23 protein-coding genes are annotated in these 24,929 nt (G+C 75.1%); 15 read left to right on the forward strand and 8 right to left on the reverse strand.

Features of this window, described 5'->3' with window-relative positions; genetic code table 11:
* Positions 1 to 17 precede the first annotated feature (17 nt).
* Positions 18 to 2,093, reverse strand: a complete 2,076-nt coding sequence (locus QSK45_RS18075) for a SpoIIE family protein phosphatase (protein WP_285558055.1) — start codon at positions 2,091 to 2,093, stop codon at positions 18 to 20.
* Positions 2,094 to 2,403: 310 nt separating this feature from the next.
* On the opposite strand from QSK45_RS18075, the gene QSK45_RS18080 reads away from it, so the two are divergent.
* From QSK45_RS18080 to QSK45_RS18095, 4 genes are all read left to right on the forward strand, one after another.
* Entirely contained in the window at positions 2,404 to 3,279 is an 876-nt protein-coding gene (locus QSK45_RS18080; RefSeq protein ID WP_285558057.1) for a hypothetical protein, read from the forward strand.
* Between the two features lie 106 nt (positions 3,280 to 3,385).
* Positions 3,386 to 3,760, forward strand: coding sequence for a hypothetical protein (locus tag QSK45_RS18085; protein ID WP_285558059.1), 375 nt, complete (start codon positions 3,386 to 3,388; stop codon positions 3,758 to 3,760).
* Positions 3,761 to 3,908: 148 nt separating this feature from the next.
* Positions 3,909 to 5,924 (forward strand): NADPH-dependent 2,4-dienoyl-CoA reductase, encoded by a 2,016-nt coding sequence (locus tag QSK45_RS18090; protein ID WP_285558061.1) that lies wholly within the window; start codon positions 3,909 to 3,911, stop codon positions 5,922 to 5,924.
* Positions 5,925 to 5,954: 30 nt separating this feature from the next.
* Positions 5,955 to 6,563 carry a PadR family transcriptional regulator gene (locus QSK45_RS18095; protein WP_285558064.1) on the forward strand — a complete coding sequence of 203 codons (609 nt, stop codon included), beginning with the start codon at positions 5,955 to 5,957 and terminating at the stop codon, positions 6,561 to 6,563.
* On the opposite strand, the gene QSK45_RS18100 is transcribed toward QSK45_RS18095, so the two are convergent.
* Positions 6,514 to 7,080: a hypothetical protein gene (locus QSK45_RS18100; RefSeq protein ID WP_285558065.1), complete on the reverse strand. Its 567-nt coding sequence runs from the start codon at positions 7,078 to 7,080 to the stop codon at positions 6,514 to 6,516. The genes QSK45_RS18095 and QSK45_RS18100 overlap by 50 nt on opposite strands.
* 204 nt (positions 7,081 to 7,284) lie before the next feature.
* On the reverse strand, positions 7,285 to 8,253 hold the full coding sequence (locus QSK45_RS18105) for a fibronectin type III domain-containing protein (RefSeq protein WP_285558067.1): 969 nt from the start codon (positions 8,251 to 8,253) through the stop codon (positions 7,285 to 7,287).
* 444 nt (positions 8,254 to 8,697) lie between these two features.
* On the opposite strand from QSK45_RS18105, the gene QSK45_RS18110 reads away from it, so the two are divergent.
* On the forward strand, positions 8,698 to 9,582 hold the full coding sequence (locus QSK45_RS18110) for a glycoside hydrolase family 75 protein (RefSeq protein ID WP_285558294.1): 885 nt from the start codon (positions 8,698 to 8,700) through the stop codon (positions 9,580 to 9,582).
* Positions 9,583 to 9,589: 7 nt separating this feature from the next.
* Here the strand turns inward: QSK45_RS18110 and QSK45_RS18115 are convergent, their stop codons facing one another.
* The 4 genes from QSK45_RS18115 to QSK45_RS18130 all read right to left on the reverse strand — a co-directional run bounded on the left by QSK45_RS18115 (position 9,590) and on the right by QSK45_RS18130 (position 12,174).
* Entirely contained in the window at positions 9,590 to 10,000 is a 411-nt protein-coding gene (locus QSK45_RS18115; protein ID WP_285558069.1) for a PTS sugar transporter subunit IIA domain-containing protein, read from the reverse strand.
* Between the two features lies 1 nt (position 10,001).
* On the reverse strand, positions 10,002 to 10,601 hold the full coding sequence (gene dhaL / locus QSK45_RS18120) for a dihydroxyacetone kinase subunit DhaL (RefSeq protein WP_285558071.1): 600 nt from the start codon (positions 10,599 to 10,601) through the stop codon (positions 10,002 to 10,004).
* A gap of 45 nt (positions 10,602 to 10,646) precedes the next feature.
* On the reverse strand, positions 10,647 to 11,639 hold the full coding sequence (gene dhaK, locus QSK45_RS18125; protein WP_285558073.1) for a dihydroxyacetone kinase subunit DhaK: 993 nt from the start codon (positions 11,637 to 11,639) through the stop codon (positions 10,647 to 10,649).
* Between the two features lie 205 nt (positions 11,640 to 11,844).
* Positions 11,845 to 12,174 carry a hypothetical protein gene (locus QSK45_RS18130; protein ID WP_285558075.1) on the reverse strand — a complete coding sequence of 110 codons (330 nt, stop codon included), beginning with the start codon at positions 12,172 to 12,174 and terminating at the stop codon, positions 11,845 to 11,847.
* A 1,608-nt stretch (positions 12,175 to 13,782) separates the two neighbouring features.
* On the opposite strand from QSK45_RS18130, the gene QSK45_RS18135 reads away from it, so the two are divergent.
* On the forward strand, positions 13,783 to 14,145 hold the full coding sequence (locus tag QSK45_RS18135) for a DUF3040 domain-containing protein (RefSeq protein ID WP_285558077.1): 363 nt from the start codon (positions 13,783 to 13,785) through the stop codon (positions 14,143 to 14,145).
* A 31-nt stretch (positions 14,146 to 14,176) separates the two neighbouring features.
* On the opposite strand, the gene QSK45_RS18140 is transcribed toward QSK45_RS18135, so the two are convergent.
* A complete protein-coding gene (locus QSK45_RS18140; protein ID WP_285558078.1) occupies positions 14,177 to 14,740 on the reverse strand; it encodes a hemerythrin domain-containing protein in 564 nt (187 codons plus the stop codon).
* Between the two features lie 460 nt (positions 14,741 to 15,200).
* On the opposite strand from QSK45_RS18140, the gene QSK45_RS18145 reads away from it, so the two are divergent.
* The 9 genes from QSK45_RS18145 to rfaE2 all read left to right on the forward strand — a co-directional run bounded on the left by QSK45_RS18145 (position 15,201) and on the right by rfaE2 (position 24,896).
* On the forward strand, positions 15,201 to 16,208 hold the full coding sequence (locus QSK45_RS18145; protein ID WP_285558080.1) for an NAD-dependent epimerase/dehydratase family protein: 1,008 nt from the start codon (positions 15,201 to 15,203) through the stop codon (positions 16,206 to 16,208).
* 29 nt (positions 16,209 to 16,237) lie between these two features.
* Positions 16,238 to 17,872: a carbamoyltransferase family protein gene (locus tag QSK45_RS18150; protein WP_285558081.1), complete on the forward strand. Its 1,635-nt coding sequence runs from the start codon at positions 16,238 to 16,240 to the stop codon at positions 17,870 to 17,872.
* Positions 17,869 to 18,864, forward strand: coding sequence for a glycosyltransferase family 2 protein (locus tag QSK45_RS18155; protein ID WP_285558086.1), 996 nt, complete (start codon positions 17,869 to 17,871; stop codon positions 18,862 to 18,864). The genes QSK45_RS18150 and QSK45_RS18155 overlap by 4 nt, the downstream gene beginning before the upstream one ends.
* Positions 18,865 to 19,015: 151 nt before the next feature.
* Complete coding sequence (locus QSK45_RS18160; RefSeq protein WP_285558088.1) at positions 19,016 to 19,558, forward strand: D-glycero-alpha-D-manno-heptose-1,7-bisphosphate 7-phosphatase; 543 nt, start codon at positions 19,016 to 19,018, stop codon at positions 19,556 to 19,558.
* Positions 19,555 to 20,586 carry a glycosyltransferase family 9 protein gene (locus QSK45_RS18165; protein WP_285558090.1) on the forward strand — a complete coding sequence of 344 codons (1,032 nt, stop codon included), beginning with the start codon at positions 19,555 to 19,557 and terminating at the stop codon, positions 20,584 to 20,586. The genes QSK45_RS18160 and QSK45_RS18165 overlap by 4 nt, the downstream gene beginning before the upstream one ends.
* Positions 20,583 to 21,545: a glycosyltransferase gene (locus QSK45_RS18170; protein ID WP_285558091.1), complete on the forward strand. Its 963-nt coding sequence runs from the start codon at positions 20,583 to 20,585 to the stop codon at positions 21,543 to 21,545. The genes QSK45_RS18165 and QSK45_RS18170 overlap by 4 nt, the downstream gene beginning before the upstream one ends.
* The gene (locus tag QSK45_RS18175; protein WP_285558092.1) at positions 21,542 to 22,774 is read left to right on the forward strand and encodes a glycosyltransferase; all 1,233 of its coding nucleotides are present in this window, start codon (positions 21,542 to 21,544) and stop codon (positions 22,772 to 22,774) included. Before QSK45_RS18170 ends, QSK45_RS18175 begins: the two co-directional genes overlap by 4 nt.
* The gene (locus tag QSK45_RS18180) at positions 22,771 to 23,442 is read left to right on the forward strand and encodes a D-sedoheptulose-7-phosphate isomerase (RefSeq protein ID WP_285558093.1); all 672 of its coding nucleotides are present in this window, start codon (positions 22,771 to 22,773) and stop codon (positions 23,440 to 23,442) included. Before QSK45_RS18175 ends, QSK45_RS18180 begins: the two co-directional genes overlap by 4 nt.
* On the forward strand, positions 23,439 to 24,896 hold the full coding sequence (gene rfaE2 / locus QSK45_RS18185; RefSeq protein ID WP_285558094.1) for a D-glycero-beta-D-manno-heptose 1-phosphate adenylyltransferase: 1,458 nt from the start codon (positions 23,439 to 23,441) through the stop codon (positions 24,894 to 24,896). Before QSK45_RS18180 ends, rfaE2 begins: the two co-directional genes overlap by 4 nt.
* Positions 24,897 to 24,929: the final 33 nt, after the last annotated feature.

A 24,929-nucleotide genomic window follows, 5' to 3' on the forward strand; every position in this document is an offset into this window, starting at 1 on the left:
TCAGGACGCCCGCCCGGTCAGCACTCCTTGGCGCGCGCGATGAGCAACGCCACGTCGTCGTGGTTGTCCGGGTGGTGCAGCGTGCGCAGGAGGAGGTCGCAGGTCTCCTGGAGGGGGAGGGTGGGGTCGGTCAGCAGGGACAGCATGATGTCCAGGCGTTCGTCCAGGGAGTGGTGGCGGGTCTCGACCAGGCCGTCGGTGTAGAGGACCAGCTCGTCACCGGGGGCGAAGTCGACGGTGACGGTCGAGAAGGAGACGCCGCCGACGCCGAGCGGGACACCGGTGGGCAGGTCCAGGAGTTCCGGGGGCCGGCCGGGGCGGACGCGGGCCGGGGGCAGATGGCCGGCGTTGGCGATGCGGCACTGCCGCAGCCGCGGGTCGTAGAGGACGTACACGCAGGTCGCGATGGAGTGGTCCAGGGCCGAGGTGGTCTTGTCCAGGTGCTCCAGCAGCACCGCCGGGTCCAGGCCGAGCGCGGCCAGCGTGGCCGTCACCGTGCGCAGCCGGCCCATCGTCGCGGCCGCCCCGATCCCGCTGCCCATGACGTCCCCGACCACCAGCGCGGTCCGCCCGCCCTCCAGCGGGATCACGTCGAACCAGTCCCCGCCGACCTCGCTGGTGGCACCCGCCGGCTGATAGCGCGAGGCCACTTCGAGCCCGGTCGTCACCGGCGGACTGCTCGGCAGCAGGCTGCGCTGGAGGGTGAGCGCGGTGTTGCGGGCGTCCTGGTACCAGCGGGCGTTGTCGATCTGCACCGCCGCGCGCGCCGCCAGCTCCCGGGCGAGCAGCACGTCGTCGGTGTCGAACGGCCGGGCGTTGCGGGTGCGCTTGAGGTCGAGCGCGCCCAGCACCTCGCCGCGCGCGATGAGCGGCACCGCGAGATAGGAGTGCAGCCCCGCCCGCTCCAGCAGGACGGCCGCCTCCGGGGACCGGGCGATGCGCGGCAGGTCCTCGCCCTTCACCCGCGGCACCAGCACCGCCTCGCCCGTGCGCACGCACTCGGTGACCAGGCGGTCGGGCGGGTACCAGGCGATCCGGCCGGGCGGATCGGCGGCCCGTACGGCGTCCGAGTCGTCCTCCGGGCGCAGTGCGAGGGCCCGGAACACCGCGGGCTCCGCGGGGCCGAGGGAACTGGGCCGGCCCTCCACCACCGCGTCCAGCAGGTCGACGGCGGCCACGTCGGCCAGCTCCGGCACCGCGACCTCGGCCAACTCCCGTGCCGTGCGCTCCAGTTCGAGCGTCGTACCGATCCGGGCCGAGGCATCGGCGATCACCGCGAGCCGGCGTCGTGCCACCTCGGCCTCCACGGAGGCCCGGTGCTGCTCGGTGATGTCGGCCACCTGGCACGCCACCCCCAGCACATGGCCCGCGGCGTCGTCCAGCCGGTACAGCGACACCGCCCAGTAGTGGTCCGTGTCCGGGTCGGCGTGCGTACGGCCGACGATGGTGTCGTTGATCAGCGGCGTGCCCGTCTCCAGCACCCGGCGGGCGCCGGCCTCCATGCGGGCGGTGTCCAGCTCCGGCACGACCTCCGCCATCCGGCGCCCGATGTGGTCGGCGGCCGGACGCCCGTTGATCCGCTCCAGGGCGGGGTTGACCGACACGAACCGCAGCTCGGTGTCCAGCACGGCGAGCCCCGCCGGGGACTGCAGGACCATCCGCTCGGACAACGCCACGTCCTGTTCGAGGCGCCGTACGGTCGGCTGGTCGGCGGCCAGACCGAGGGCGTACACCCGGCCGCGGGCATCCAGCAGCCGCATGTTGCGGAACTCCACCAGACGGGTGCTGCCGTCCTTGTGCCGGACCGGGAAGCCGCCGGCCCAGCTCTGCCCGGTGAGCATGACGTCGGCGAAGAGCTTGCCGACCAGCTGCGTGTGCCGCTCGTGCACCATCAGCCGGGCGGCGTACTGGCCGAGCGCCTCCGCCGCGGTGTAGCCGAACAGCTCCTCGGCCTGGGGACTCCACAGCACGATCCGGCCCTCGGCGTCCAGGACCACCGAGGCCACGCCGAGCACGTCGAGCAGGCCGCCCGGCGGCACGGGTCCGCGGGCCGGCTCGCCGCCCTCCGTCGCCGGAGTCCCGGCTGCACTCATGCCACGCACCGCCTTCGCCCGTCCGCGCGGCACGCCGTCCCCCCGTGCCGGTTCCCCAGGTCCTGTCGCGCTCACATCCGACTCTCCGACGCCGTCGCCGTCAACCTCCACCATCTCTCAACCCGGCGGCGGGCGTCCCTCGAAGCGGGCGCCCGCCGGGGCGCGGGGCCGCTTCCGCGGACCCCGCGACGCGGTCGTACCCGCCGTGAGAGTTCACGTTCACGTTGCCACGTTGGTCTGTACATGACCATCGGACGAGGCCAGACTGTGCGCCGTTCGAGTGTCCCCACCGCCCCTTCGAGGAGTTGTCATGCCTGCGTCCGCACGGTTACGCCGCACCGGAGTCCTCGCCTCGCTCGTCGCCCTCGCCGCCGCGCTGTCCCTCGCCGTGCCGACGTCCGCCTCCGCGGCCGGCACCTGGACCGAGATCGGTTCCGACCGCGCCGACCCGCTGACCGAGAGCCAGGGACTGGCCTCGGTCGAGATCCCGGCGGGCAGCCCCAACCGCTACACCGGCATCGGCACGATCCCGATCGGCGACTCGATCCGGGGCTGGAACCACGTCGGCGATCCCGACGCGTCGTACGAGGGCTACTACGTCGAGCCCTACCAGGAGGACTCCGGCAACGCGAAGATGTACCGCGTCCAGGCGCCCGACGGTTCCTGGTCGGAGTACGTGCACACGCTGAGCCCCGGCGAGGCCATGAACAACTCCTGGGTCGCGATCACGCCGGACGGGCAGTGGATGCTGTCGGGCGAGTGGGGCACGATGAACCGGCTGCTGGTCTTCCCGACGCCCGGCGAGAACAGCGGTACGTCCCCCTCGGCGAACCTCCCGCAGGCCGCCACCGTCCACCTGGACCACGCCGTGAAGGACGTGCAGGGCTGCGACTTCTCCGGCCCCACGACCCTGCTGTGCTCCTCCGACGACTCCGACGGCAGCCTCTTCGGGATGACCAAGCCGCTGCTCCGGATCGACCTGTCGGCCGCGCCCGGCGGCTCCGGGGACGTGAACGGGCATGTCACGGCCCTGCGCCAACTGCCGCTGCGCAGCGCGTGCTCCGGGACCTTCGAGGCGGAGGGCATCGACTACGACCGGCGCAGCGGCATCCTGCGCGTGATCGTGATGTCGCCGAGCGTCTGTGTGCTCACCGACAGCAAGACGTACAAGTTCTCCCTCGGCTGATCCCGCGCCGCGCGTGCGGGTGGAGGGGGGCGGTGCTTTCCTGGGCGGGGGATGGACGCGGTGCGGCGGGGTACCCCGGGCAGCGCGGCCACGAAAGGAGCGATCAATGGCGAACAGGGACCAGTCGCATCCGGAAACCGTCATGGTGGAGATCAGCGGATGCTCCAAGGAGGACGCGCGTCTCGTCTTCGAGGCGCTGAGTGCCTGCTTCGCGTCCGACCGGGGCGCGGACGAGGTGCCCCAGCAGCTCCACGAGACCCGCCCCATGGTGTGGCTCGGCAGTTACGACATCGCGGACGCCCACCAGCAGGGCTGCCCGCCGGTCCGTCTCCGCTCGTCCGTCCAGGCGGACGTCCAGGGCGGCTACTGGGCCGTGGACCGCTTCCGCCACACCCTGGACTCCATGTTCACCGTCCAGGAGACCTGCACGGCCTCCGGCGACCAGGAACGGGACCTGCATCTGCGACTGGAAAGTCGCTGACCGGTACACCGCGGCAGCGCCCCGGGTCGGCCCCTCGCCGCCCGGGGCGCCGCCGCGTCCTGGCCGGGTTCTTGTGCAACTAGTTGCATAAACGGCCTCGGGTGCTCTACAACAAGATGCGACCGCATCTGTGCACGGAGGGCCTGACATGAGCCGTTACCCCCACTTGCTGACCCCGCTGGACCTGGGGTTCACGACGCTGCCGAACCGGGTGCTCATGGGGTCCATGCACGTGGGCCTGGAGGAGGCCGAGCGCGGGTTCGAGCGGATGGCGGCGTTCTACGCCGCCCGAGCCCGCGGCGGCGTCGGGCTCATCGTGACCGGCGGCATCGCGCCCAACGAGGAGGGGCGGCCGTACGAGGGCGGGGCCATGCTCACCACCGAGGCGGAGGCCGAGCGGCACCGGGTCGTCACCGACGCCGTGCACCGCGAGGGCGGCCGGATCGCGATGCAGATCCTGCACTTCGGGCGGTACGCCTACCACGAGGACCTCGTCGCCCCGAGCCCCCTCCAGGCACCGATCAGCCCCTTCGTGCCCCGCGAGCTGTCCGACGCCGACGTCGAGCGGACCATCGGGGACTACGTCCGCGCCGCCCGCCTCGCCCGGCACGCGGGGTACGACGGCGTCGAGATCATGGGCTCCGAGGGCTATCTCGTCAACGAGTTCATCGCCGCCCGCACCAACCACCGCACCGACCGCTGGGGCGGCTCCTACGAGAACCGGATGCGCTTCCCGGTCGAGATCGTCCGGCGGGTCCGCGAGGCCGTCGGCGAGGACTTCATCATCGTCTACCGGCTGTCCATGCTGGACCTCGTCCCCGGCGGCTCCTCCCACGCGGAGGTCGTCACCCTCGCCAAGGCCGTCGAGGCCGCCGGTGCCACGATCATCAACACCGGCATCGGCTGGCACGAGGCCCGCATCCCCACCATCGCCACCTCCGTGCCGCGCGGCGCCTACACATGGGTCACAAGGAAGCTGATGGGCGAGGTGGCCGTCCCGCTGGTGACCACCAACCGCATCAACACCCCCGAGCTGGCAGAGGAGTTGCTGGCCGGCGGCTACGCCGACATGGTCTCCATGGCCCGGCCCATGCTCGCCGACCCCGACTTCGTCGCCAAGGCCGCCGCCGGCACCCCCGAGGCCATCAACACCTGCATCGGCTGCAACCAGGCATGCCTGGACCACACCTTCAGCGGCAAGCTCACCTCCTGCCTGGTCAACCCGCGCGCCTGCCACGAGACCGAACTGGTGCTCGCCCCGACCCGGACGAGGAAGCGCGTCGCCGTCGTCGGCGCCGGTCCCGCCGGACTCGCCTGCGCCGTCAGCGCCGCCGAACGCGGCCACGCCGTCACCCTGTTCGACGCCGCGAGCGAGATCGGCGGCCAGCTCAACGTCGCCCGCAAGGTCCCCGGCAAGCAGGAGTTCGACGAGACCCTGCGCTACTTCCGCCACCAGCTCGACGCCCACGGCGTGACCGTACGGCTCGACACCCGGGTGAGCGCCGAGGACGTCGCCGACTTCGACGAGGTGGTCGTCGCCACCGGCGTCACCCCGCGCACCCCCGACATCCCGGGCGTCGACCACCCGTGCGTCCTCGGCTACCTGGACGTGCTGCGCGACGGCGTCCCCGTCGGTGACCGCGTCGCCGTCCTCGGCGCCGGCGGCATCGGCTTCGACGTCGCCGAGTTCCTCACCGACGGCGGCGACAAGGCCAGCGAGGACCCGGAGACGTACTTCCGCAACTGGGGCGTCGACATGGAGTACACGGAGCCCGGCGGCCTCACCGAGCCCCGCCGCCCGGCCACGCCACGCCAGGTCCATCTGCTCCAGCGCAAGACCACCAAAGTCGGCGCCGGGCTCGGCAAGACCACCGGCTGGATCCACCGCACCGAGCTGAAGCACCGCGGCGTCACCATGGTCCCGGGCGTGCGCTACGACCGCATCGACGACGCGGGTCTGCACATCACCGTCGGCGAGGAGAGCACGGTCCTGGAGGTCGACACGGTCGTCCTGTGCACCGGTCAGGAGCCCCGCCGCGACCTGTACGAGGAACTGGTGGCGGCCGGGCGCGGCGTCCATCTGATCGGCGGCGCGGACGTCGCGGCCGAGCTGGACGCCAAGCGCGCCATCAAGCAGGGCACCGAGGTGGCGGCGGCGCTGTAGGTCTCCTACGGGCATCCCTAGGATGAGTCCATGTCACTCCCGCACGCGATCCTCACCGCCCTGCTGGAAAAGCCGTCGTCCGGGCTGGAGCTGACCCGCCGGTTCGACAGGTCGATCGGCTACTTCTGGTCCGCGACGCACCAGCAGATCTATCGCGAGCTGGGAAGGCTGGAGGGCGAGGGGCTCATCCGGGCGCTGCCGGCCGAGCAGCCGGCCCGCGGGCAGAGGAAGAGCTACGAGGTACTGCCCGCGGGCCGCGCCGAACTGGCCCGCTGGGCCGCCGCCGCACAGGACCCGAAGCCGCTGCGGGACACGCTCCTGCTGCGGCTGCGCGCCTCGGCGGTGGTCGGCACGGACGGCATCGAGGCTGATCTGCGCCGCCATCTGGAGCTGCACCGGCGGCAGTTGGGCGCGTACGAGGAGATCGAGCGGCGCGACTTCCCGCCGGACCGGGACGCCCCCGAGGACCGGCTGCGCCATCTGGTGCTGCGGGCGGGCATCGATCTGGAGACATTCTGGACCCAGTGGCTCGCCCACGCCCTCGACGAGTTCGCGCGGCTGCCCGAGGCCGAGGGGAACGGGACCGGCCTCAGTAGCGGTTCGGCTTCGTCCGGCGACGCAGGTACCACGCCGTCGTGACGACCCCCGCGCCCACCAGCGCCGCGCCGACGCCCACCGTCAGCGGGCCGTAGTCGCGGGCGGCACCGCCGAGTCCGCCGTTCACCCCCTGGTTCGGCGCCGGCCGGGTGGTCGTCGTCCCCGGCCTGGAGGTCGCCGCGAGCGTCGGCGCGGACCCGGCCGAGACGATCACCGACTGGCTGCCCGCCGTACTGCCGCTGGAGCAGACCACCACCACGGTGTACGTTCCCGGGCTGACCTTGGACCAGGCCGCGGACTGGCTGATGGTGGTGCCCGACAGCGCCACCTGACGGCCCTGTGCGAAGTTCTGCTGGCTGCTGGTGAGCAGGGCCGCGGTGCCCCAGCTGCCGTTGATCTGGGTGCACGCGCTGGTGACCACCGAGACGCTGGATCCCGTGGTGCTGACGGAGATGCCGGAGAGCGCGGCCGACGGCGTCGCGAGCACGGCCGGGAGCACGGCGGCGGCCGCCAGGGCCAGACCGGAGCTGAGCGGAGACGCGGATATGGAGTTGCGCATTGGTGGCCTCCGGCGGCACGGCCGGCGGTACGTCCCATGCGCCGCCCAGGGTCGGGGAACATCCGTGCTGCCTGGGAGCAGCCAACTCGGCCCCGGGGGCCGCCGCACCCGGACGGCACCCGGCCGGGTGACGGAAACCCACGTCCGGCGCAGGGCGGGCCCTCGCCGGATGCGCCGGACGGCGACCTGTGGTCGGGGCGCGCGTCAGTGCCCCGTGGTCACCGCGCGCTCCGCCGACCAGCCGCCCCAGGTGCCGTCCGGCAGCCGCGCCCGCAGCCGCACCCGGTGCCCCTCCCCGGCGGTGCGGCCCAGGTAGAAGCTGTAGCGCGCCCGGCCGCGCGGCGGGTTGCCGCCCCACTCCAGCGAGGTCGCCGTGGTGCCGTCGAGCCGGATCGCGTACTCGGTGATCACCCCGTCGGTGTCCGGCGGGTCCCAGGCCAGGTCCAGGTAGTAGGCCCCGTCGGCGCGGTGGGTCGCGGCGGTGAAGCCGGTCGGCGCGGTGGCCCGGCCGTCGTCGCTGCCCGGGGTGGTGAGGCGCACCGGCGCGCCGGCGGGGGAGAGGTTGTCGGCCGCGTCCCGGGCCCGCACCGTGAACACGTACCGGACGCCGGGACGCAGCCCGGAGACCACGGTCGCGGTCCGGCCCCCGCCGACGCTGTGGATCCGCACCCCGCCCTGTGCGATGTCGTACGACACCACGCCCCGGTCGTCCCGCGAGGCGCCCCACGTGAGCCGGACGGCCCGGCTGCCGACGGGGCGTCCGGTGGGGGTGCCGGGGCGGGTCGGTGCCGAGCGGTCGGCGGCGGGCCGGGCGGGGGTGCGGGCCCGTACCGCCCGGCTCGGCGGGCCGAGGCGCCCCGCGGCGTCCCGGGCCCGCACGGTGAAGGCGTACGCGGTGGACGGCGCGAGCCCGACGACGTCCACCATGCGCTCGGCGCCCGGCACCTCGGCGGCCTTCCTGCCGCCCCGGTACACCTCGTAGGCGCGGATGCCGGGGCCGCTCGGCACCGCGTTCCACATCACGTGCACGGTGGTGGCGCTGCCGGCCTGGGCGGTGACCCCGGTCGGGGCGCCCGGCAACCGGCCCTCGTCGTCGGCGCGGCCGGGGCCGCAGGAGGCCATCAGCAGCAGGGCCCCGGCGAGCAGTACGAGCGGAAGGGGAACGCGTCGCACGGTGCTGCCTCCATGGTCGGTTCGGATCGACGGCCCGGCAATGGTCCGGACCAATATGGCCCGGCCGGTGCACCAGCGGCAAGGGCCCGTTGCGGAGCACACCGGGAAGTTACGTATGCTGAACGTCCCTACGGCTGAACTCCTCGCGAGGGAAGGGGAGTTCATGCCTGTGGCGCGGAAACGCTGTCGTCGCCGAACCCGCGCCGGCGCGGGCGGCCGGGGGGGCTGGACCGAGGCGGGTCCGGGCCCCCGGCCCCTGTTGTCCATGTGGACGAACCTTCGATTCATGCACTGTTTACACCAAATGCCCGAATTATTACCTCACGGGTTGTCAGAACCGTGCTCCATCCGGCCGCTTCGGGGTGGCCCCGGCGTACGGGCGTACGGGCCGCGGACCACAGTGGCCTGGACATGTCCCCGAGGAGAGGGTTCCTCATCGTGCGTGTGCGTGTCCCGACGTTGACGCTCGCAGCGGCCGGCGTCGCCCTGATCGCCCCCGCCACGCTGCCCGGCGCCGCCGCGGCTCTGCCCCCCGAGGCCCGGCCCGCGGTTCCCGGCGGGAGCGCCACCGTCGCCGCGAGCGCCGTCGGCCCGCCCTTCGCCCATCGCAGGGACGTTCCTGCGGCCCCGAGCCCCGGGGAGACCGCCACCGCCCCGAGCCGGGGCCCGGCCGCCGCCATCCCGCGTCGCGCCGTCCCCGAGGCCGCCCCGGGCCACGCCGAGGGCACCGTCACCGCCGCGGAACTGCTGGCCAGGGTCGGCACCTGCGCCGAGATCTCCAGCGGCCGGTACCGCAGCGACGAGGACAGTCCCGCGACCGTGCCCGTCTGCGGCGCCCGAGGTGCCGTCTTCTGGACGGCCGACCTCGACATCGACTGCGACGGCCGGGCCTCCGCCCACTGCAACAGCGAGGCCGACCCGCTGTACTCGCCCAGCACCGCCTACCGGCAGTCCGACGGGCAGTCGCTGAACGCGGAGACCCTGCCGTACATCGTCGTACCGGCCGTGAGTCCCCGTTGGGACCCCGGCGCGCACGGCGTCCGGGGCGGTTCCGTCGCCGCCGTCGTCTACCGGGACCGGGTGCAGTACGCGGTCGTCGGCGACACGGGCCCGAGCGACCTCATCGGCGAGGCCTCCTACGCCACCGCGCGGGGCCTCGGCATCCGCCCCGGCCCCAGCGACGGCGGGGTGCCCTCCGGGGTCACCTACATCGTCTTCAAGGACTCCGCGGTGGACCCCATCGAGGACCACGACGCGGCGGTGGCGGCGGGGGAGCGGCTGGCCCGGCGGTTCGTGACCGACAACCGACCAGCCGACCCCACGTCCTGACGAGCCGTCACACCTTGCGGTAGGAGTACGCCTCCGCCGCCGCGGCCTCCACCGCGGCCAGGTCACCGCCCGCGGCGGCCGTCACCACCGCGGCCACCGCCCCCTCCAGGAAGGGGGCGTCCACCAGCCGTGTGTCCTTCGGCAGTTCGTCGCCCTCGGCGAGCAGCGCCTTCACGGTCAGTACGGCGCTGCCGAGGTCGGTGAGGACCGCGACCCCGGCACCCCGGTCGACGGAGGCCGCCGCGGCGGAGATCAGCCCGGCGCTGGTGCCGAGCCCGCCGCCCTCCGTGCCGCCCGCCGGGGCCACCCGCACCGAGGCGGCCCCGCCCGCGAGCCCCTTGGCCAGCGCGGCGACCGCGGCGGCCACCTCCGCGCTGTGCGACACCAGTACGATCCCGACCAGCTTCTCGCCGCTCACGTCAGCCCTCCGCCGTCTCGGCCAGCGCGGCGATCAGCAGTGCCGACGACGTCGCGCCCGGGTCCTGGTGACCGATGCTGCGCTCGCCCAGATAACTCGCCCGGCCCTTGCGGGCCAGCATCGGGACGGTCGCCTCCGCGCCCTGCTCGGCGGCGGCACGGGCGGCGGTGAACCCGTCCCCGAGCGCGTCCACGGCCGGCAGCAGGGCATCGATCATGGTCTTGTCGCCGGCGGCCGCCCCGCCGAGCTTCATCACCCCCTGCACCCCCGCCTTCAGCGCCTCGGCCAGCTGCTCCGCGCTGACCTCCGGGGCCTCCCCGAGCGTCTTGCCGGTCCGGCGCAGCAACGTGCCGTACAGCGGCCCCGAGGCGCCGCCGACCGTCGAGATCAACTGGCGCCCGGCGAGCATCAGCACGGCACCCGGGGTACCCGGTGTCTCCTTCTCCAGCTCCGCCTGTACGGCCGTGAACCCGCGCCGCATGTTGCTGCCGTGATCGGCGTCCCCGATGGCCGCGTCGAGGGCGGTGAGCCTTTCCGCCTCGCGGTCGACGGACGCGGCGGCCGCCGTCATCCAACGGCGGAAGAAGTCGGCGTCGAGCACTGGACCTCCAAACGTAGTAAGGGCGTTGAGACCTGTACCGACGTATCACATCCCCCAGCGCAGCGCCGGGGTGCGCACCGGCGCGTCCCACAGGCCGAGCATCTCCTCGTCGACCTGGCACAGCGTCACCGAGGCGCCCGCCATGTCCAGGGAGGTGACGTAGTTGCCGACCAGGGTGCGGACCACGGCGACCCCGCGTTCGGCCAGCACCCGCTGCACCTCCGCGTTGAAGCCGTACAGTTCGAGCAGCGGGGTCGCCCCCATGCCGTTGACCAGCACGAGCACCGGGTTGTGCGGGGGCATGTCCTCCAGGATCGCCTGCACCGCGAAGTCCGCGATCTCCCCGGAGGTCATCATCGGGCGCCGCTCCCGGCCCGGCTCGCCGTGGATGCCGATGCCCAACTCCAGCTCGCCGTCCGGGAGATCGAAGGTCGGGCTGCCCTTGGCCGGGGTCGTGACGGCGCTGAGCGCCACGCCGAAGCTGCGCGCGTTCTCGTTCACCCGGCGGCCGATCGCCTCCACCTGCTCCAGCGGCCGCCCCTCGGCCGCGGCGGCGCCCGCGATCTTCTCCACGAACAGCGTCCCCCCGGTGCCGCGCCGACCGGCCGTGTAGGTGCTGTCGGTGACCGCCACGTCGTCGTTCACCAGCACCTTGGCGACCTGGATGCCCTCGTCCTCGGCCAGCTCCGCCGCCATGTCGAAGTTGAGCACGTCGCCGGTGTAGTTCTTCACGACGAACAGCACCCCGGCGCCGCTGTCCACGGCGGCCGCCGCGCGCACCATCTGGTCCGGCACCGGCGAGGTGAACACCTCGCCCGGACAGGCGGCGGACAGCATGCCCGGACCGACGAACCCGCCGTGCAGCGGCTCGTGCCCCGACCCGCCACCGGAGACCAGGGCGACCTGCCCGTGCACCGGCGCGTCCCGGCGGACGATCACCCGGTTCTCCACGTCCACCGTCAGGTCCGGATAAGCGGCAGCCATCCCGCGCAGCGCATCCGCCACGACGGTCTCCGGCACGTTGATCAACATCTTCATGCCTGTCTCCAGGAAGCTCAGCAGGTGGTCCTTGGCCGGCGTTGTCCCTGCTCAGGCCGGGTGGGACCAGGTGGGTGGTCGGAGCCTTGCACCTCAGTATCGGCCTTGTGGCCGCGAAGGTCATGTGCGCTGCCGTAATTCCGCCCGGCCGTCACCGGCCGAACGGGCCCCGGAGGCGGGCGTCCTGGGCCCCTGGCCGCCGGGCTCACCCGGCGTCACCCGACCCCGGCCGGGGCGGCTCGACCACGACGAACGCGTGCCCGCGCGCGGCCGCCGCGTCCGGGCCCCCGGCCGTCGCGACGGGTGGTGCCTCGCCCTCGGAACGGGTGGCGACCTCGATGTCCGCCAGGAGCGTGACGGCTTCCCCGGCGGACCCCGGCCGCTGCGGGTGGACCGCGGGCGCCGAACGGAACACCTCCGCCACGCCGTCCGCGCGCCTGCCCGCGCCGCGGCGCCTCGCCGAAACGGGGAGGCCGCCGCGCGTCCCGTCGTCGTGCCCGACCACCACGACCCCGCGGTGACGGGAAGCCCGCACGGGTGTTCGCCACCGCCGCCCACGCCACCTCGGCGGCCGGCCGGTGCCCCGTCTCCCGCTGCCCTCCCGTCACCTCCGCCGAGCCGCCCGCGAACTCGACCCCGCCGATGGTGTGGTGCCCGCTGCGGTACGGCGCCGGGTCGTGCGGGACCGGGACGGGTACCGGCGCCGTGTCCGGGTGCTGCCGGGTCACCGGCCGGTGCCGTGACGCGGGGCACGGGGCGTCGCTCCGGAGGGCGCGTTCGGCGCGGGCGGCGTCCTCGTCCGGCCGGGTGCCGAGCACCGCGACCGTCGTCCGGCGGCCCTGGTCCCGGTCCCCGCCCGGCGCGGTGCGCTCGTACGCGCCCGCTCCCCTCTCGGAGCCCTCCTGGAGGATCTCCACCAGTCCCGCTGCCCCTCGCCGCGGCCATGTTCCGCGGAGCCGTCGGAGTGCGGCACGCGCGGGCTTCGGGACACGTGCTCGTCGCCGGCGCCCCCTGGTGGGGGCCGGCCACCGGGTCGGACCGGACGTGCCGTCGGGTGAGGGGCCGGGTGTGGGAACGGGCTTCCGGCCGGCGGGGGGCGCGCAGACGGGACGGTGTGCTGCCGCTTCCCGTCGGTGCGCCGCGTTCCGCCGGCGCCCGACTCGCCGCCGGTGTGCTGTCCGTGCCGGTGTGCCACTCCGTGCCGGTGTGCACGACGGACTCGGGTACGACGGACTCGGGTACGACGCTGCCGAGCGCCCGGAGCGCGCCCGGAGCGCCCCGAGCGGCTGGAGCGGCTGGAGGTGGCGGCCGCGCGGCCCGCCCTGGGCGAGGCCGTGCGGCGCCGGCTGGTGGCAGACGCCCGGCGGGCTGCCGCGACATGTGCCGGGACACCACCGGCTGGCGCCGCGTAGTCCCTCCCCGGCGCCCGGCCGGTCCCCTCGGCGTCCTGCCGGTACGCGTCGCGCGGTCCCAACCGATGGTCCGACTCGTACGCGTGGGCGAGGAGTTCGACATCGGGCCACCACGTGAGCCGGCCGGTGAGGTCGACCAGCAGGCGGGGGCGGCGTCCACGGGCACGCGCTCCACCGCCACATGCGCCAGGTCGCCGCCCGGGAGGCGGTGGCCGGGACGGTCGCAGAACTCCTCGGCGCCCTGGACGAGGCGAGGCGGTCTCGGGGGCGTGGCCGCCGCGCCGGCGGTCCCGGAGGGCGACGCGGACGGGGTCGTCGGTGACGGTGGTGTCCCCGACGCGGAAGGCGCGGGCGTCGAATGCGGAGCGGACGACGAAGCGGGGGCAACTTCGGGGGTGGGGCGGGGCGTTGGGCGTGGTGGCCCGGGGGGACCCGGTGGCCCCGTGGGTCAGGGATGCCCTGGGCGCGGCCTCCTCGGTGAGCGGTGCGATCGCCCGGCGGTGCGGTGGTGGCCTGGGGCGTCGGGGCGCGGCCGGCGCCGTGGTGGTCGTGGCCGTCGTGGTGCCGCTTCGCGAGCCGCTCACACAACTCACCCCGGCGGACGCGCGGTCGGGGCTCCGCGGGTCGCCGTCCGCGACATGGCCGCCACGGAACGTGTGCCCTGCTTCGGTCGGCCCGCCGGGGGAACCCGGAACCGCGGAGTCGCCGACCGCGGAGGAGGTGCCGTCGCCGTGGACGACTGGGAGAGGTGGGACAGGCGCGAGCGGACACGGCTGTCGCCGTACGAGCGGCTGGCGCTGCTGGAGATCGAGGCGCACCTGCGGCAGGACCGGGGATTCGCCCGCCGGATGGGCGGCGGCGCCCACCGGGAACGGGAGGACCGGCATCGCGGGTGCTGGCTGCCGGTCGGCGTGCTGCTGCTGGCCGCGGCGTCCGCCTTCGCGGCGGTGATGGGCGTGCGGACCTCGGACCCCGCGCTGCTGTGGTGTTTCGCGGTGCTGTGGCCGCTCACCCTCTTCCAGGCGTTCCGTCTGCTGTGCCGGGCGGCGCGGCGGCGGGGGCGGCCGGGGGAGAGGGTGGGTTCCTGGCTCTGACCCCCGCCCCCTTCCGGATCTTCCTTACCGCTCAGCTGCCCTTCCCGCGTCCCGACAGCGCGTCCCGCATCCGGTCCACCAGGCCGGTGCCCGGCGCCAGCAGTTTGTTGGCCGGGGGAGTGTCCGGTGCCGAGGGGTGCGGGCGGGTGGGGGCCGTCTTCTTCGCCCGGCGCACCTTGTCCCCGAGGTCCATCAGGGCGTCGGCGGGACAGGCGGCCTCGAGCCTCGGGAAGAGATTGCGCTCCTCGTCCGTCACATGGGAGCGGATCTCGCTCGTCAGCCGGGCCAGGAGCGTGTCGAACCGGGAATCGTCCGGCGGCAGCCCTTCCAGGTCCTTCATGATCTGCTCGGCCTGCGCGTGATCCTCGATCTCCTTGTCCGCGAGGGCGTCCCCGCCGTCGAGATGCCTGCGTACGGCCGGATAGAGGTACGCCTCCTCCGCGACCGAGTGGCGCACCAGCTCGATCGTGACCTCGTCGGCCAGTTCCCTGCGCTGCGGTGCGCCGGGCGGCAGCGCCTCGATACGCCCGAAGAGCTGCTCCACCTCGCGGTGGTCCGTGGTCAGTTCCTGTACGACGTTCCCGCCGTGACCCATGTCCGTCACCTCCACTATGGCGCGACCGCCACTCGGCCGCCCGCCGCGGCGCCGGGTGCCCCGGGGAAGGGTCCTTACACGACCCGCGCCCCCCGAAGGGCCTGTTACCTGCGCTTTCGGTGTCCTGAGTCGCGCGAGCCCCTGCCCCACCGGACAATCGACTCCAACGTGTGAATCCAACTGGCGGGGGAACTCTCCCGCCAGTGCCGTCCAGACAGCGGCGGCCGCATCAGGGCGGTCCTCGGGGTCAGCGGGACCGAGCCCTGACCTCCCCCGCGCGCCGGGCCCGCGAGGCCCGGCCCGACCGGCGGGGCGTGCGCCGCACGCCGCGCGGGAGCGTTCCCGGGACGCGGACGACATCGCCGTACCAGACCTCTACATCGGCCCATCGGCACCGAGGCACGGACAGCGGCGCGACCACATCGACGTACGTGGACGCAGGACGAAAAGGAAGCCCCCCATGACCGGTGACAAAGCCTTCCTCTGGCGGCGCGCCCTCGTGACCGGCGGCGCCGGGTTCCTCGGCTCCCATCTGTGCGAGCGGCTGCTGGATTCGGGCGTCGAAGTCGACTGCGCCGACAACCTGGCCTGCGGGCGCCGGGAGAACGTGGCCCACCTGGAGGACCGCCCCGGCTTCCGCTACGTGCACTGCGACGTCTGCGAACCCGCGTGCGCCGAGCGGCTGCCGGGCCCGTACGACCTGGTCCTGCACTTCGCCTGCCCGGCCTCGCCCGCCGACTACCTGCGCATGCCCCTGGAGACCCTGGACGTGGGCAGCCTCGGCACCCGCAACGCCCTGGGGCTCGCCGAACGCGACGGCGCCCGCTTCCTGCTGGCCTCCACCTCCGAGGTGTACGGCGATCCGCAGGTGCACCCGCAGCACGAGGGGTACTGGGGCAACGTCAACCCGGTCGGGCCGCGCAGCGTGTACGACGAGTCCAAGCGGTTCGCCGAGGCCCTGGTCACCGCGCACGCCGGTACCCGGGAGGCCGACGCCGGGATCGTGCGGCTCTTCAACACCTACGGCCCCCGGATGCGCGCCCACGACGGCCGCGCCGTGCCCACGTTCATCTGCCAGGCGCTCGCCGGGGAACCGGTCACCGTGACCGGCGACGGCAGCCAGACCCGCTCGCTGTGCTACGTGGACGACACCGTCGACGGCGTGCTGCGGGTCGCCACGAGCAGGTCGGTACGGCCGGTGAACATCGGCGGCAGCGACGAGATCACCGTCGCGGACCTCGCCCGCCGCATCGTCGCCCTCACCGGTTCCCGCTCGCCCATCGCCTTCGTCGACCGGCCCGTGGACGATCCCGGCCGCCGTCGGCCCGACACCACCCTCGCGCGCGAACTGCTCGGCTGGTCACCGCAGATCCCGTGGGAGGAGGGCCTGAAGCAGACCATCGCCTACTTCGCGGCCCGGTCCCCGCAGCCGGGGCCGGGCGCGCGGCAGCCGGCCCCGCAGAACTGAGCATTCCCCCGCCGCCCTGGAGGCAGCGCATGCACGTCCTCGGAATCAACGCCCTCTTCCACGACCCCGCGGCCGCCCTGCTCACCGACGGCAGGATCGTGGCGGCCGCCGAGGAGGAGCGGTTCACGCGCCGCAAGCACGGCAAGCGGCCCGTCCCCTTCTCCGCCTGGGAGCTTCCCGAACTGTCGGCCCGCTGGTGCCTCGACCGCGCCGGCCTCACCCCGGCCGACCTGGACGCCGTCGCCTACTCCTACGACCCGTCGCTGGCCCGCCCCGCGGAACAGCTGGGCCTGCACGACCCCTGGGACCACCTGCGGCAGGAATACGCCCGCCGCGCACCGGAGTTCCTCGCCGAGGCCCTGCCGGGCCTGGACCCGGCCAAGGTCAGGTTCGTCCCGCACCACATCGCCCACGCCGCCTCCGCCGGGCCCGTCTCGCCGTACCCGGACTGCGCCGTGCTCGTCCTGGACGGCCGCGGCGAATGCGGCTCCCATCTCGCCGGCCGCTGCACCAACCGCGAACTCACCGTCCTCGGCACCCAGGAACTGCCCGACTCCCTGGGACTGTTCTACGAGGATCTCACCCAGCACCTCGGATTCCTGCGCAGCAGCGACGAGTTCAAGGTGATGGCGCTCGCCTCCTACGGCAGCCCGCGCTTCGCCGGCCGCCTGCGGGAGTACGTCCGCGCCGACGACCGGGGCGGTTTCCGGGCCCGGCCCGTCCCCTGGTCCGAGCTGGTCCCGCCGCGCCCGGCCGGCGGCGCCTGGAGCCAGGACCACGCCGACCTCGCGGCCAGCGCCCAGGTCTGCCTGGAGGAGGCCATGCTGGCGCTCGCCCGCCGGCTGCGCGAACGCACCGGTGAGGACGTGCTGACCATGGCGGGCGGCGTCGCCCTCAACTGCGTGGCCAACACGAGGATCTGGCGCGAGAGCGGCTTCGAGCACGTGTGGGTGCAGCCCGCCGCCGGGGACGCCGGTACCGCGCTCGGCGCGGCGGCGCACGTCGCCGGCCAGAAGGACACCGTGGAGCCGATGCCGAGCGCCGCCCTCGGCCGCGACTGGAGCGACGCCGAGCTGCGCGCGTGGCTGGAGCGGGCGGCCGTACCGTACGAGGAGCCCCGCGACATCGCCGAGACCGCCGCCGAGGCGCTCGCCGCCGACGGGATCGTGGCCTGGTTCCAGGGCCGCGCCGAGTACGGGCCCCGCGCGCTCGGCCACCGCTCCCTGCTCGCCCACCCCGGCCGGGCCGGGAACCTGGAACGGCTCAACGCGGTCAAGGGCCGCGAGGAGTTCCGGCCCGTCGCCCCGATGGTGCTCGCCGAGCGCGCCGCAGAGATCTTCGACGGACCGCTGCCCAGCCCGCACATGCTGTTCGTGCACGACGTGGCCGCCCACTGGAGGGCCCGCATCCCGGCCGTCGTCCACGTCGACGGCACCGCCCGCATCCAGACCGTCGACCGCGACCAGGAGCCCCTGGTGGCCCGCCTGATCGACGGCTTCGAACGGCGCACCGGACTCCCGCTCGTGGTCAACACCAGTCTGAACACGGCCGGTCGGCCCATGGTGGACGATCCACGCGACGCCCTGGAGTGCTTCGGGTCCGCCCCCGTGGACCTGCTGGTGCTCGGCCCGTTCGCGATCCGCCGGGCGAAGGCGTTCGCATGAACGCCGCGCCCGCCTACACCGTCGTCGTCCCGACGATCGGCCGCCCCTGCCTCGCCGAGTGCCTGCGCGCCCTCGCGGAGGCCGAGGGACACGTCCCGCACGAGGTGATCGTCGTGGACGACCGGCCCGGGACCGAGGGCGTACTGCCGCTCACCGCCGCCGGGCCGCTGCTCGACCGGGTACGGATCCTGCGCACCGGCGGCAAGGGCCCGGCCGCCGCCCGCAACGCCGGCTGGCGCACCGTCGAGACCCCCTGGACCGTCTTCCTCGACGACGACGTCCAGGTGCTGCCCGACTGGTCCCGGCACCTCGCCGAGGACCTGCGGCAGGCGGGCGAGGGCATCGGCGGCGTCCAGGGACAGTTGCGGGTCCCGCTGCCCCCCGACCGCCGGCCCACCGACTGGGAACGCACCACCAAGGGACTGGAGAACGCGGCCTGGGCCACCGCCGACATGGCCTACCGCACCGCCGCGCTCACCCGCGTCGGCGGTTTCGACGAACGCTTCCCGCGCGCCTTCCGCGAGGACGCCGACCTCGCCCTGCGCGTCCGGCGGGCGGGCTGGTTCCTCGTCCGCGGCCGGCGCGTCACCCGGCACCCGGTCCGCCCGGCCCACTGGTGGGCCTCGCTGCCCGCGCAGCGCGGCAACGCCGACGACGTGCTGATGAACCGGCTGCACGGCCCCGACTGGTGGGCCCGCGCCCAGGCTCCCCGGGGCCGGCTGCCCCGCCACCTCCTGGTCACCGGCGCCGCGCTCGCCGGGGCGGGCTGCGCCCTGGCCGGCCGCAACCGGGCCGCCGCCGTGTGCGCCGGGCTGTGGACGCTGGGCACCACCGAGTTCGCGCTCGCCCGCATCCTGCCCGGACCCCGCACCGCCCGCGAGATCGCCGGCATGCTCGCCACCAGCGCGCTCATCCCGCCGCTCGCGGTACGGCACTGGCTGCGCGGCATCGTCCGCCACCGGCATGCCCGACCGCTGGGAGGCGCCGGATGACCCGCCGCGCCCGCGTCCCCGGCCGTGACGGCGCCACCGCGTCGTGCCGCCCCGACGGCGCCTTCGTGCCGTACGACGGCGGCCCCGGCGCGCTGCGGCACCGGCCCCGCGGAGCCGATCACCGGCCGGCCCGGAGCAGGGGAGGTGCCGGATGACCACCGTCCGCGCCGTCCTCTTCGACCGCGACGGCACCCTCGTCGCGGACGTGCCGTACAACGGTGATCCCGACCGGGTCCGGCTGCTGCCCGGGGCGGCCGAGGCGGTCGCCCTCGTCCGCGCCGCCGGGCTGCCGACCGCCGTGGTCAGCAACCAGTCCGGCATCGGCCGCGGGCTGCTCACCGCCGAGGACGTGGACCGGGTCGACAGGCGCGCCGACGAGCTGCTGGGCGGTCTCGACGCCTGGCTGTACTGCCCGCACACCCCGGAGGCCGGCTGCCCCTGCCGCAAGCCCCGGCCCGGCCTGGTCCTCGCCGCAGCCGAACGCCTCGGCGTCCCGCCCGCCGCGTGCCTGGTCGTCGGCGACATCGCCGCCGACGTCCGGGCCGCCGAGGCGGCGGGCGCGCGCGGCGTCCTCGTCCCCAACGACGCCACCGCGCCTGCCGAGGTGCGGCGCCACGCCTGGCGGAGCGCCCCCGACGTGCTCACCGCCGTACGTGCCGCCGTCGACCCGTGCTCGGGAAGGTGGCCGAGGTGAGCGCACGTCCTTCCGAGGGCGCGAAGGCGCTCGTGGTACGGCTCGACAGCTTCGGCGACGTCCTGCTCGCGGGGCCCGCCGTCCGTGCCGTCGCCGCCCACCACCCCGTGACCATGCTGTGCGGCCCGCGCGGCGCCGACGCCGCCCGGATGCTGCCCGGCGTCGAGGACGTCCTCGTCTGGGAGGCGCCCTGGGAAGGCTTCGCCCCGCCGCCCGTGGTCCCGGCGGACATCGCCGGCCTGGTCGAACGGCTGCGGAAGGGGGCGTACGGCACCGCCCTGATCCTCACCTCCTTCCACCAGAGCCCGCTGCCCACCGCGCTGCTGCTGCGGCTCGCCGGGATCGGCCGCATCGGCGCCGACAGCGCCGACCACCCCGGCCGGCTGCTCGACGTCCGCCACCGCCGCCTGCCCGGCCGCCACGAGGCCGAGGCCGCCGTGGACACGGCCGCCGCCATGGGCTTCACGCCCTCGCCCGGCGACGACGGGCGGCTGCGCGTCCTGCCGCCCCCCGACACCAGCGCCCTGACCGGCAACGGCCCCTACGTCGTGCTGCACCCCGGTGCCAGCGCGCCCGCCCGCGCCTGGAGCCCGCACCGCTGTGCCGAGGCGGTGACGCTGCTCGCCGACGCGGGGCACCGCGTCGTCGTCACCGGCGGCCCGCGGGAGCGGGCGCTCACCGGGTACGTGAGCGGCACCGCGGCCGTGGACCTCGGCGGCCGCACCGGCCCGCGCACCCTCGCCGGGGTGCTGCGCATGGCCGACGTGGTGGTCAGCGCCAACACCGGTCCCGCCCACCTCGCCGCGGCCGTCGGCACCCCGGTCGTCTCCCTGTTCGCACCCGTGGTCCCCGCCGAACGCTGGGCCCCCTACGGCGTCCCCGCCATCCTGCTCGGCGACCAGTCGGCCCCCTGCGCGGACACCCGGGCCCTGGTCTGCCCGGTGCCCGGCCACCCCTGTCTGGACGAGGTCACCGGACAGGACGTGGTCCGCGCGGTGCACAAGCTCGTCCAGGAGGAACGGTCATGAACATCCTCGTCTGGCACGTGCACGGATCGTGGCTCACCACCTTCGTGCAGGGCCCCCACACCTACCTGGTCCCGGTGACCGAGGACCGCGGTCCCGACGGCCTCGGCCGCGCCGTCACCTGGGACTGGCCGGCCTCCGTACGGGAGCGGACCCCCGGTCGACTCCGGGAGGACGAGATCGACCTGATGGTCCTGCAACGCCCGCACGAACCCGACCTCGCCCGGCGCTGGACCGGCCGCCGTCCCGGCCTCGACGTCCCCGCCGTGTACGTCGAGCACAACAGTCCCGACGCCGCCCCCGAGCGCCAGCTCCACCCGCTGGCCGGGCAGTCGGCGGTCCCCGTCGTGCACGTCACCCACTTCAACCGGCTGATGTGGGACAACGGCCGGGCCCCCACCGAGGTCGTCGAGCACGGCATCGTGGACCCCGGCCCGCAGTGGACCGGCACCGAGCGGCGCGCGGCCGTCGTCGTCAACGAGCCCCTGCGCAGGGGCCGTACGACCGGCACCGACCTGCTGCCCCGCTTCGCCCGGTGCGCCCCCCTGGACGTCTTCGGCATGCGCACCGAAGGACTGGCCGGCCACCTCGGCCTGCCCCCCGACCGCGTCCGCACCCGCGACCTGCCCCAGCGCGAACTCCACCGCGAGATGGCCCGGTGCCGGCTCTACCTGCACCCCGTGCGCTGGACCTCGCTCGGCCTGTCCCTGCTGGAGGCCATGTTCCTCGGCATGCCGGTGGTGGCCCTGGACACCACCGAGGTCCGCGAGGCCGTACCCGAGGGCGCCGGGGTGGTCTCCAACCGCCTCGACGTCCTGGAGGACGCCGTGCGCGCCTTCCTCGCCGACCCCGGGCACGCGCGCCGCACCGGCGCCGCCGCACGGGCCGCGGCCCAGGCCCGCTACGGAGAGCGGCGCTTCCTGGACGACTGGGAGCGCCTGATCAAGGAGGTCACCCGATGAGCCGTACCCCGCCCACGGCCGGGCGCGTCGCCATGGTCTCCGAGCACGCCAGCCCGCTGGCCGCGCTCGGCGGACCGGACGCGGGCGGCCAGAACGTCTACGTGGCCCAGCTGGCCCGGCAGCTCGCCGGAAAGGGCTACCGGGTAACGGTCTACACCCGGCGGGACTCGGCGGGCCTGCCGGACCGGGTGACCCTCATCGAGGGCGTACAGGTGGTGCACGTGCCCGCCGGACCGCCCGAACCCGTGCCCAAGGACGAACTCCTGCCCCACATGGTCGAGTTCGGCGAGTTCCTGGCCCGGCAGTGGGCCGCGGACCCGCCCGACGTGGCGCACTCCCACTTCTGGATGTCGGGTCTGGCCGCCCTGTGCGGCGCCCGGGGCCTCGGCATCCCGGTCGTGCAGACCTACCACGCCCTCGGCACGGTCAAGCGGCGCTACCAGGGCGCTGCCGACACCAGCCCGCCGCAGCGCCTCGCGATCGAGGAGGCCATCGGCCACGAGTGCGCCCGGATCATCGCCACGTGCAGCGACGAGGTGGCCGAACTGAAGGCCATGGGGCTGCCGAAGGACCGGTTCGACGTGGTGCCCTGCGGGGTCGACCCCGACCAGTTCGCCCCCGTGCCGGGCTCCCGTCCCGCCGGGGCCCGCCGGCGGCTGCTGGCCGTCGGGCGGCTCGTGCCGCGCAAGGGCTTCGACCGCGCCATCCGCGCCCTCGCCGGCGTGCCCGACGCCGAACTCCTCATCGCCGGCGGCCCGGAGGCCGAGCTGCTCGGGGGCGACCCCGAGGCCCGGCGGCTGCGCGCGCTGGCCGGAGAGTACGGCGTCGCGGACCGCGTCACCCTGCTCGGCGGGATCAGCCGGACCCGGATGCCCCGGCTGATGGCCGGCGCCGACCTCGTCCTTTCCCTGCCCCGCTACGAGCCGTTCGGCATCGTCCCGCTGGAGGCCATGGCCTGCGCCACCCCGGTCCTCGCCACGGCGGTCGGCGGCCAGCTCGACACCGTCGTGGACGGCACCACCGGCGTCCTGGTACCGGCCGACGACGACCACGACCTCGCGGCGGTCGTCCGCGGCCTCCTCGCCGACCCCGAGCGCCTCGACCGGTACGGCGCCGCCGGCCGCCGCCGGGTGCTGACGCACTACACCTGGGACCGCGTGGCCGACGGCGTGGCCGGGGTCTACGGCGCCGTGTCCGCCCGCCCCTCCCTCTCCGGAGTCGTCCGATGAAGCCCGTCACCGACACCGCGCATTGCGACGACCTGATGAAGGCCCTGGAGACCTTCCGCGCGTGCGGCCCGCTCATCGGGCGCTGGGGCACCGAACTGGCCCGCCGCCTGGGCACCGGCTCCCGGCTGCTGGTCGCGGGCAACGGCGGCAGCGCGGCCCAGGCCCAGCACCTGACCGCCGAGCTGGTCGGCCGCTACCGCGACGACCGGCCGCCGTTCTCCGCGGTCGCCCTGCACGCCGACACCTCCTCCACCACCGCCATCGCCAACGACTACGGCGTGCAGGAGGTGTTCGCCCGCCAGACCGCCGCGCACGGCCGCCCCGGCGACGTGCTGATGCTGCTGTCCACCAGCGGCGCCAGCGCCAACCTGCTGTCCGCCGCGGACCGCGCCCACCGCCTCGGCATGACCGTGTGGGCCCTGACCGGCAGGCCCCCCAACCCCCTCCAGCTCGGCGCCGACGAGGCGCTGTGCGTGGACGCGCCGGTGGCCGCCACCGTGCAGGAACTCCACCTGGTCGCCGTGCACATGCTGTGCGAGGCGTTCGACCGCGCGGTGGAGCGCGGCGAGGCGGACGGGCGGACGCGGCCCCGCGCCGACGGCGAACCAGGTGACGTGGGACGGCTGTGGGGCGGTGCCCCGGTGGCGTGGCGGAAGGAGCAGACATGACACACGCCGGTACGACCGCCCCGCGCACCCCGCTGGTCGTGGTGGGCGACGCCCTCCTCGACCACGACCTGTGCGGCCACGCCGAGCGGCTGGCCCCCGACGCGCCCGTGCCCGTCGTGCACGACACCCGGCGCAGCTCCCGCCCCGGCGGCGCGGCCCTCGCCGCCTGCCTGGCCGCCGCCGACGGCCGCCCGGTCACCCTCGTCACCGCCCTCGGCACCGACCCGGCCAGCGCCACCCTGCGCGAACTCCTCGCGGACCGGGTCGACTTGGTGGAGGTGCCGCTGGAGGGCAGCCTGAGCAGCAAGACCCGGGTCCTTGCCGGGGACCGGCCGCTGCTGCGCCTGGACGACGGCGAGGGACACGCCCGCGAGGCCACCGGGGAGGCGCTGTCCGCGATCACGGCGGCCCGGGGAGTCCTGGTCGCCGACTACGGCCGGGGCACCGCCGACGTCCTGCGGGACGCGCTGTGCCGTACCACCGCGTCCGTGGTCTGGGACCCCCATGTGCGGGGCGGGCCCCCGGCGCCGGGCGCCCGCCTGGTCACCCCCTCGGCACAGGAGGCCCGCGTCTTCGCCCGGCGGCTGGCCGACCGGCAGGGCGAGTCGGACGGCGACGCCGGGCTGCGGACCGCCGCCCGGGACGCCCGCGCCCTGGTGCGCGCCTGGCAGGTCCGGGCGGTCGCCGTCACCCTCGGCGAACGCGGCGCCCTCCTCTCCCACGGTGAGACCCCGCTGCTCGTCCCCACCCCGGCCGCCGCGGCCGGCGACCCCTGCGGCGCGGGCGACCGCTTCGCCGCGGCGGCCGCCGGACTGCTCGCCGACGGCGCCTTCACCGAGGCCGCCGTCCAGGCCGCCGTCCACGCGGCCACCCGGTACGTGGCCGAGGGCGGCGCCCGCACGGTCGCGACACCGGGGGGCCGCCCGCAGCGGCCCGAACCCGCGCCGGCGGCCGGTGACCCCACCGCGGACGCCGTGCGCACCGCCGCCCGGGTCCGGGCCGCGGGGCGCACCGTCGTCGCCGCGGGCGGCTGCTTCGACCTGCTGCACGCGGGTCACGTCGCCCTCCTCCAGGCCGCCCGGCGGGCCGGCGACTGCCTGATCGTCTGCGTCAACTCCGACGACTCGGTGCGCCGCCGCAAGGGCGACGGCCGCCCCCTCGTCCCCGTCGCCGACCGTGTCCGGGTGCTGCGCGCCCTGGAGTGCGTGGACGCGGTCGCCGTCTTCGACGAGGACACCCCCGAACGCCTCCTCGCCTCCCTCCGCCCGCACATCTGGGCCAAGGGCGGCGACTACGCCCGCACACCGCTGCCCGAACAGTCCCTGGTGGAGAGCTGGGGCGGCCAGGTCCTCCTGCTGCCGTACCTGGACGGCCGCTCCACGACCGGGCTCGCGCGCAGGGCCGCCCTGTCCCCGACGGGTTCGGCGAGCCGGGGCCGCGACCTGGGCGCCTGAGGCCCAGGGGCCCGGACGCGCCGCCGTCCCGGC

This window comes from Streptomyces hygroscopicus subsp. hygroscopicus, assembly GCF_030269125.1.
GTDB lineage: Bacteria > Actinomycetota > Actinomycetes > Streptomycetales > Streptomycetaceae > Streptomyces > Streptomyces hygroscopicus_C.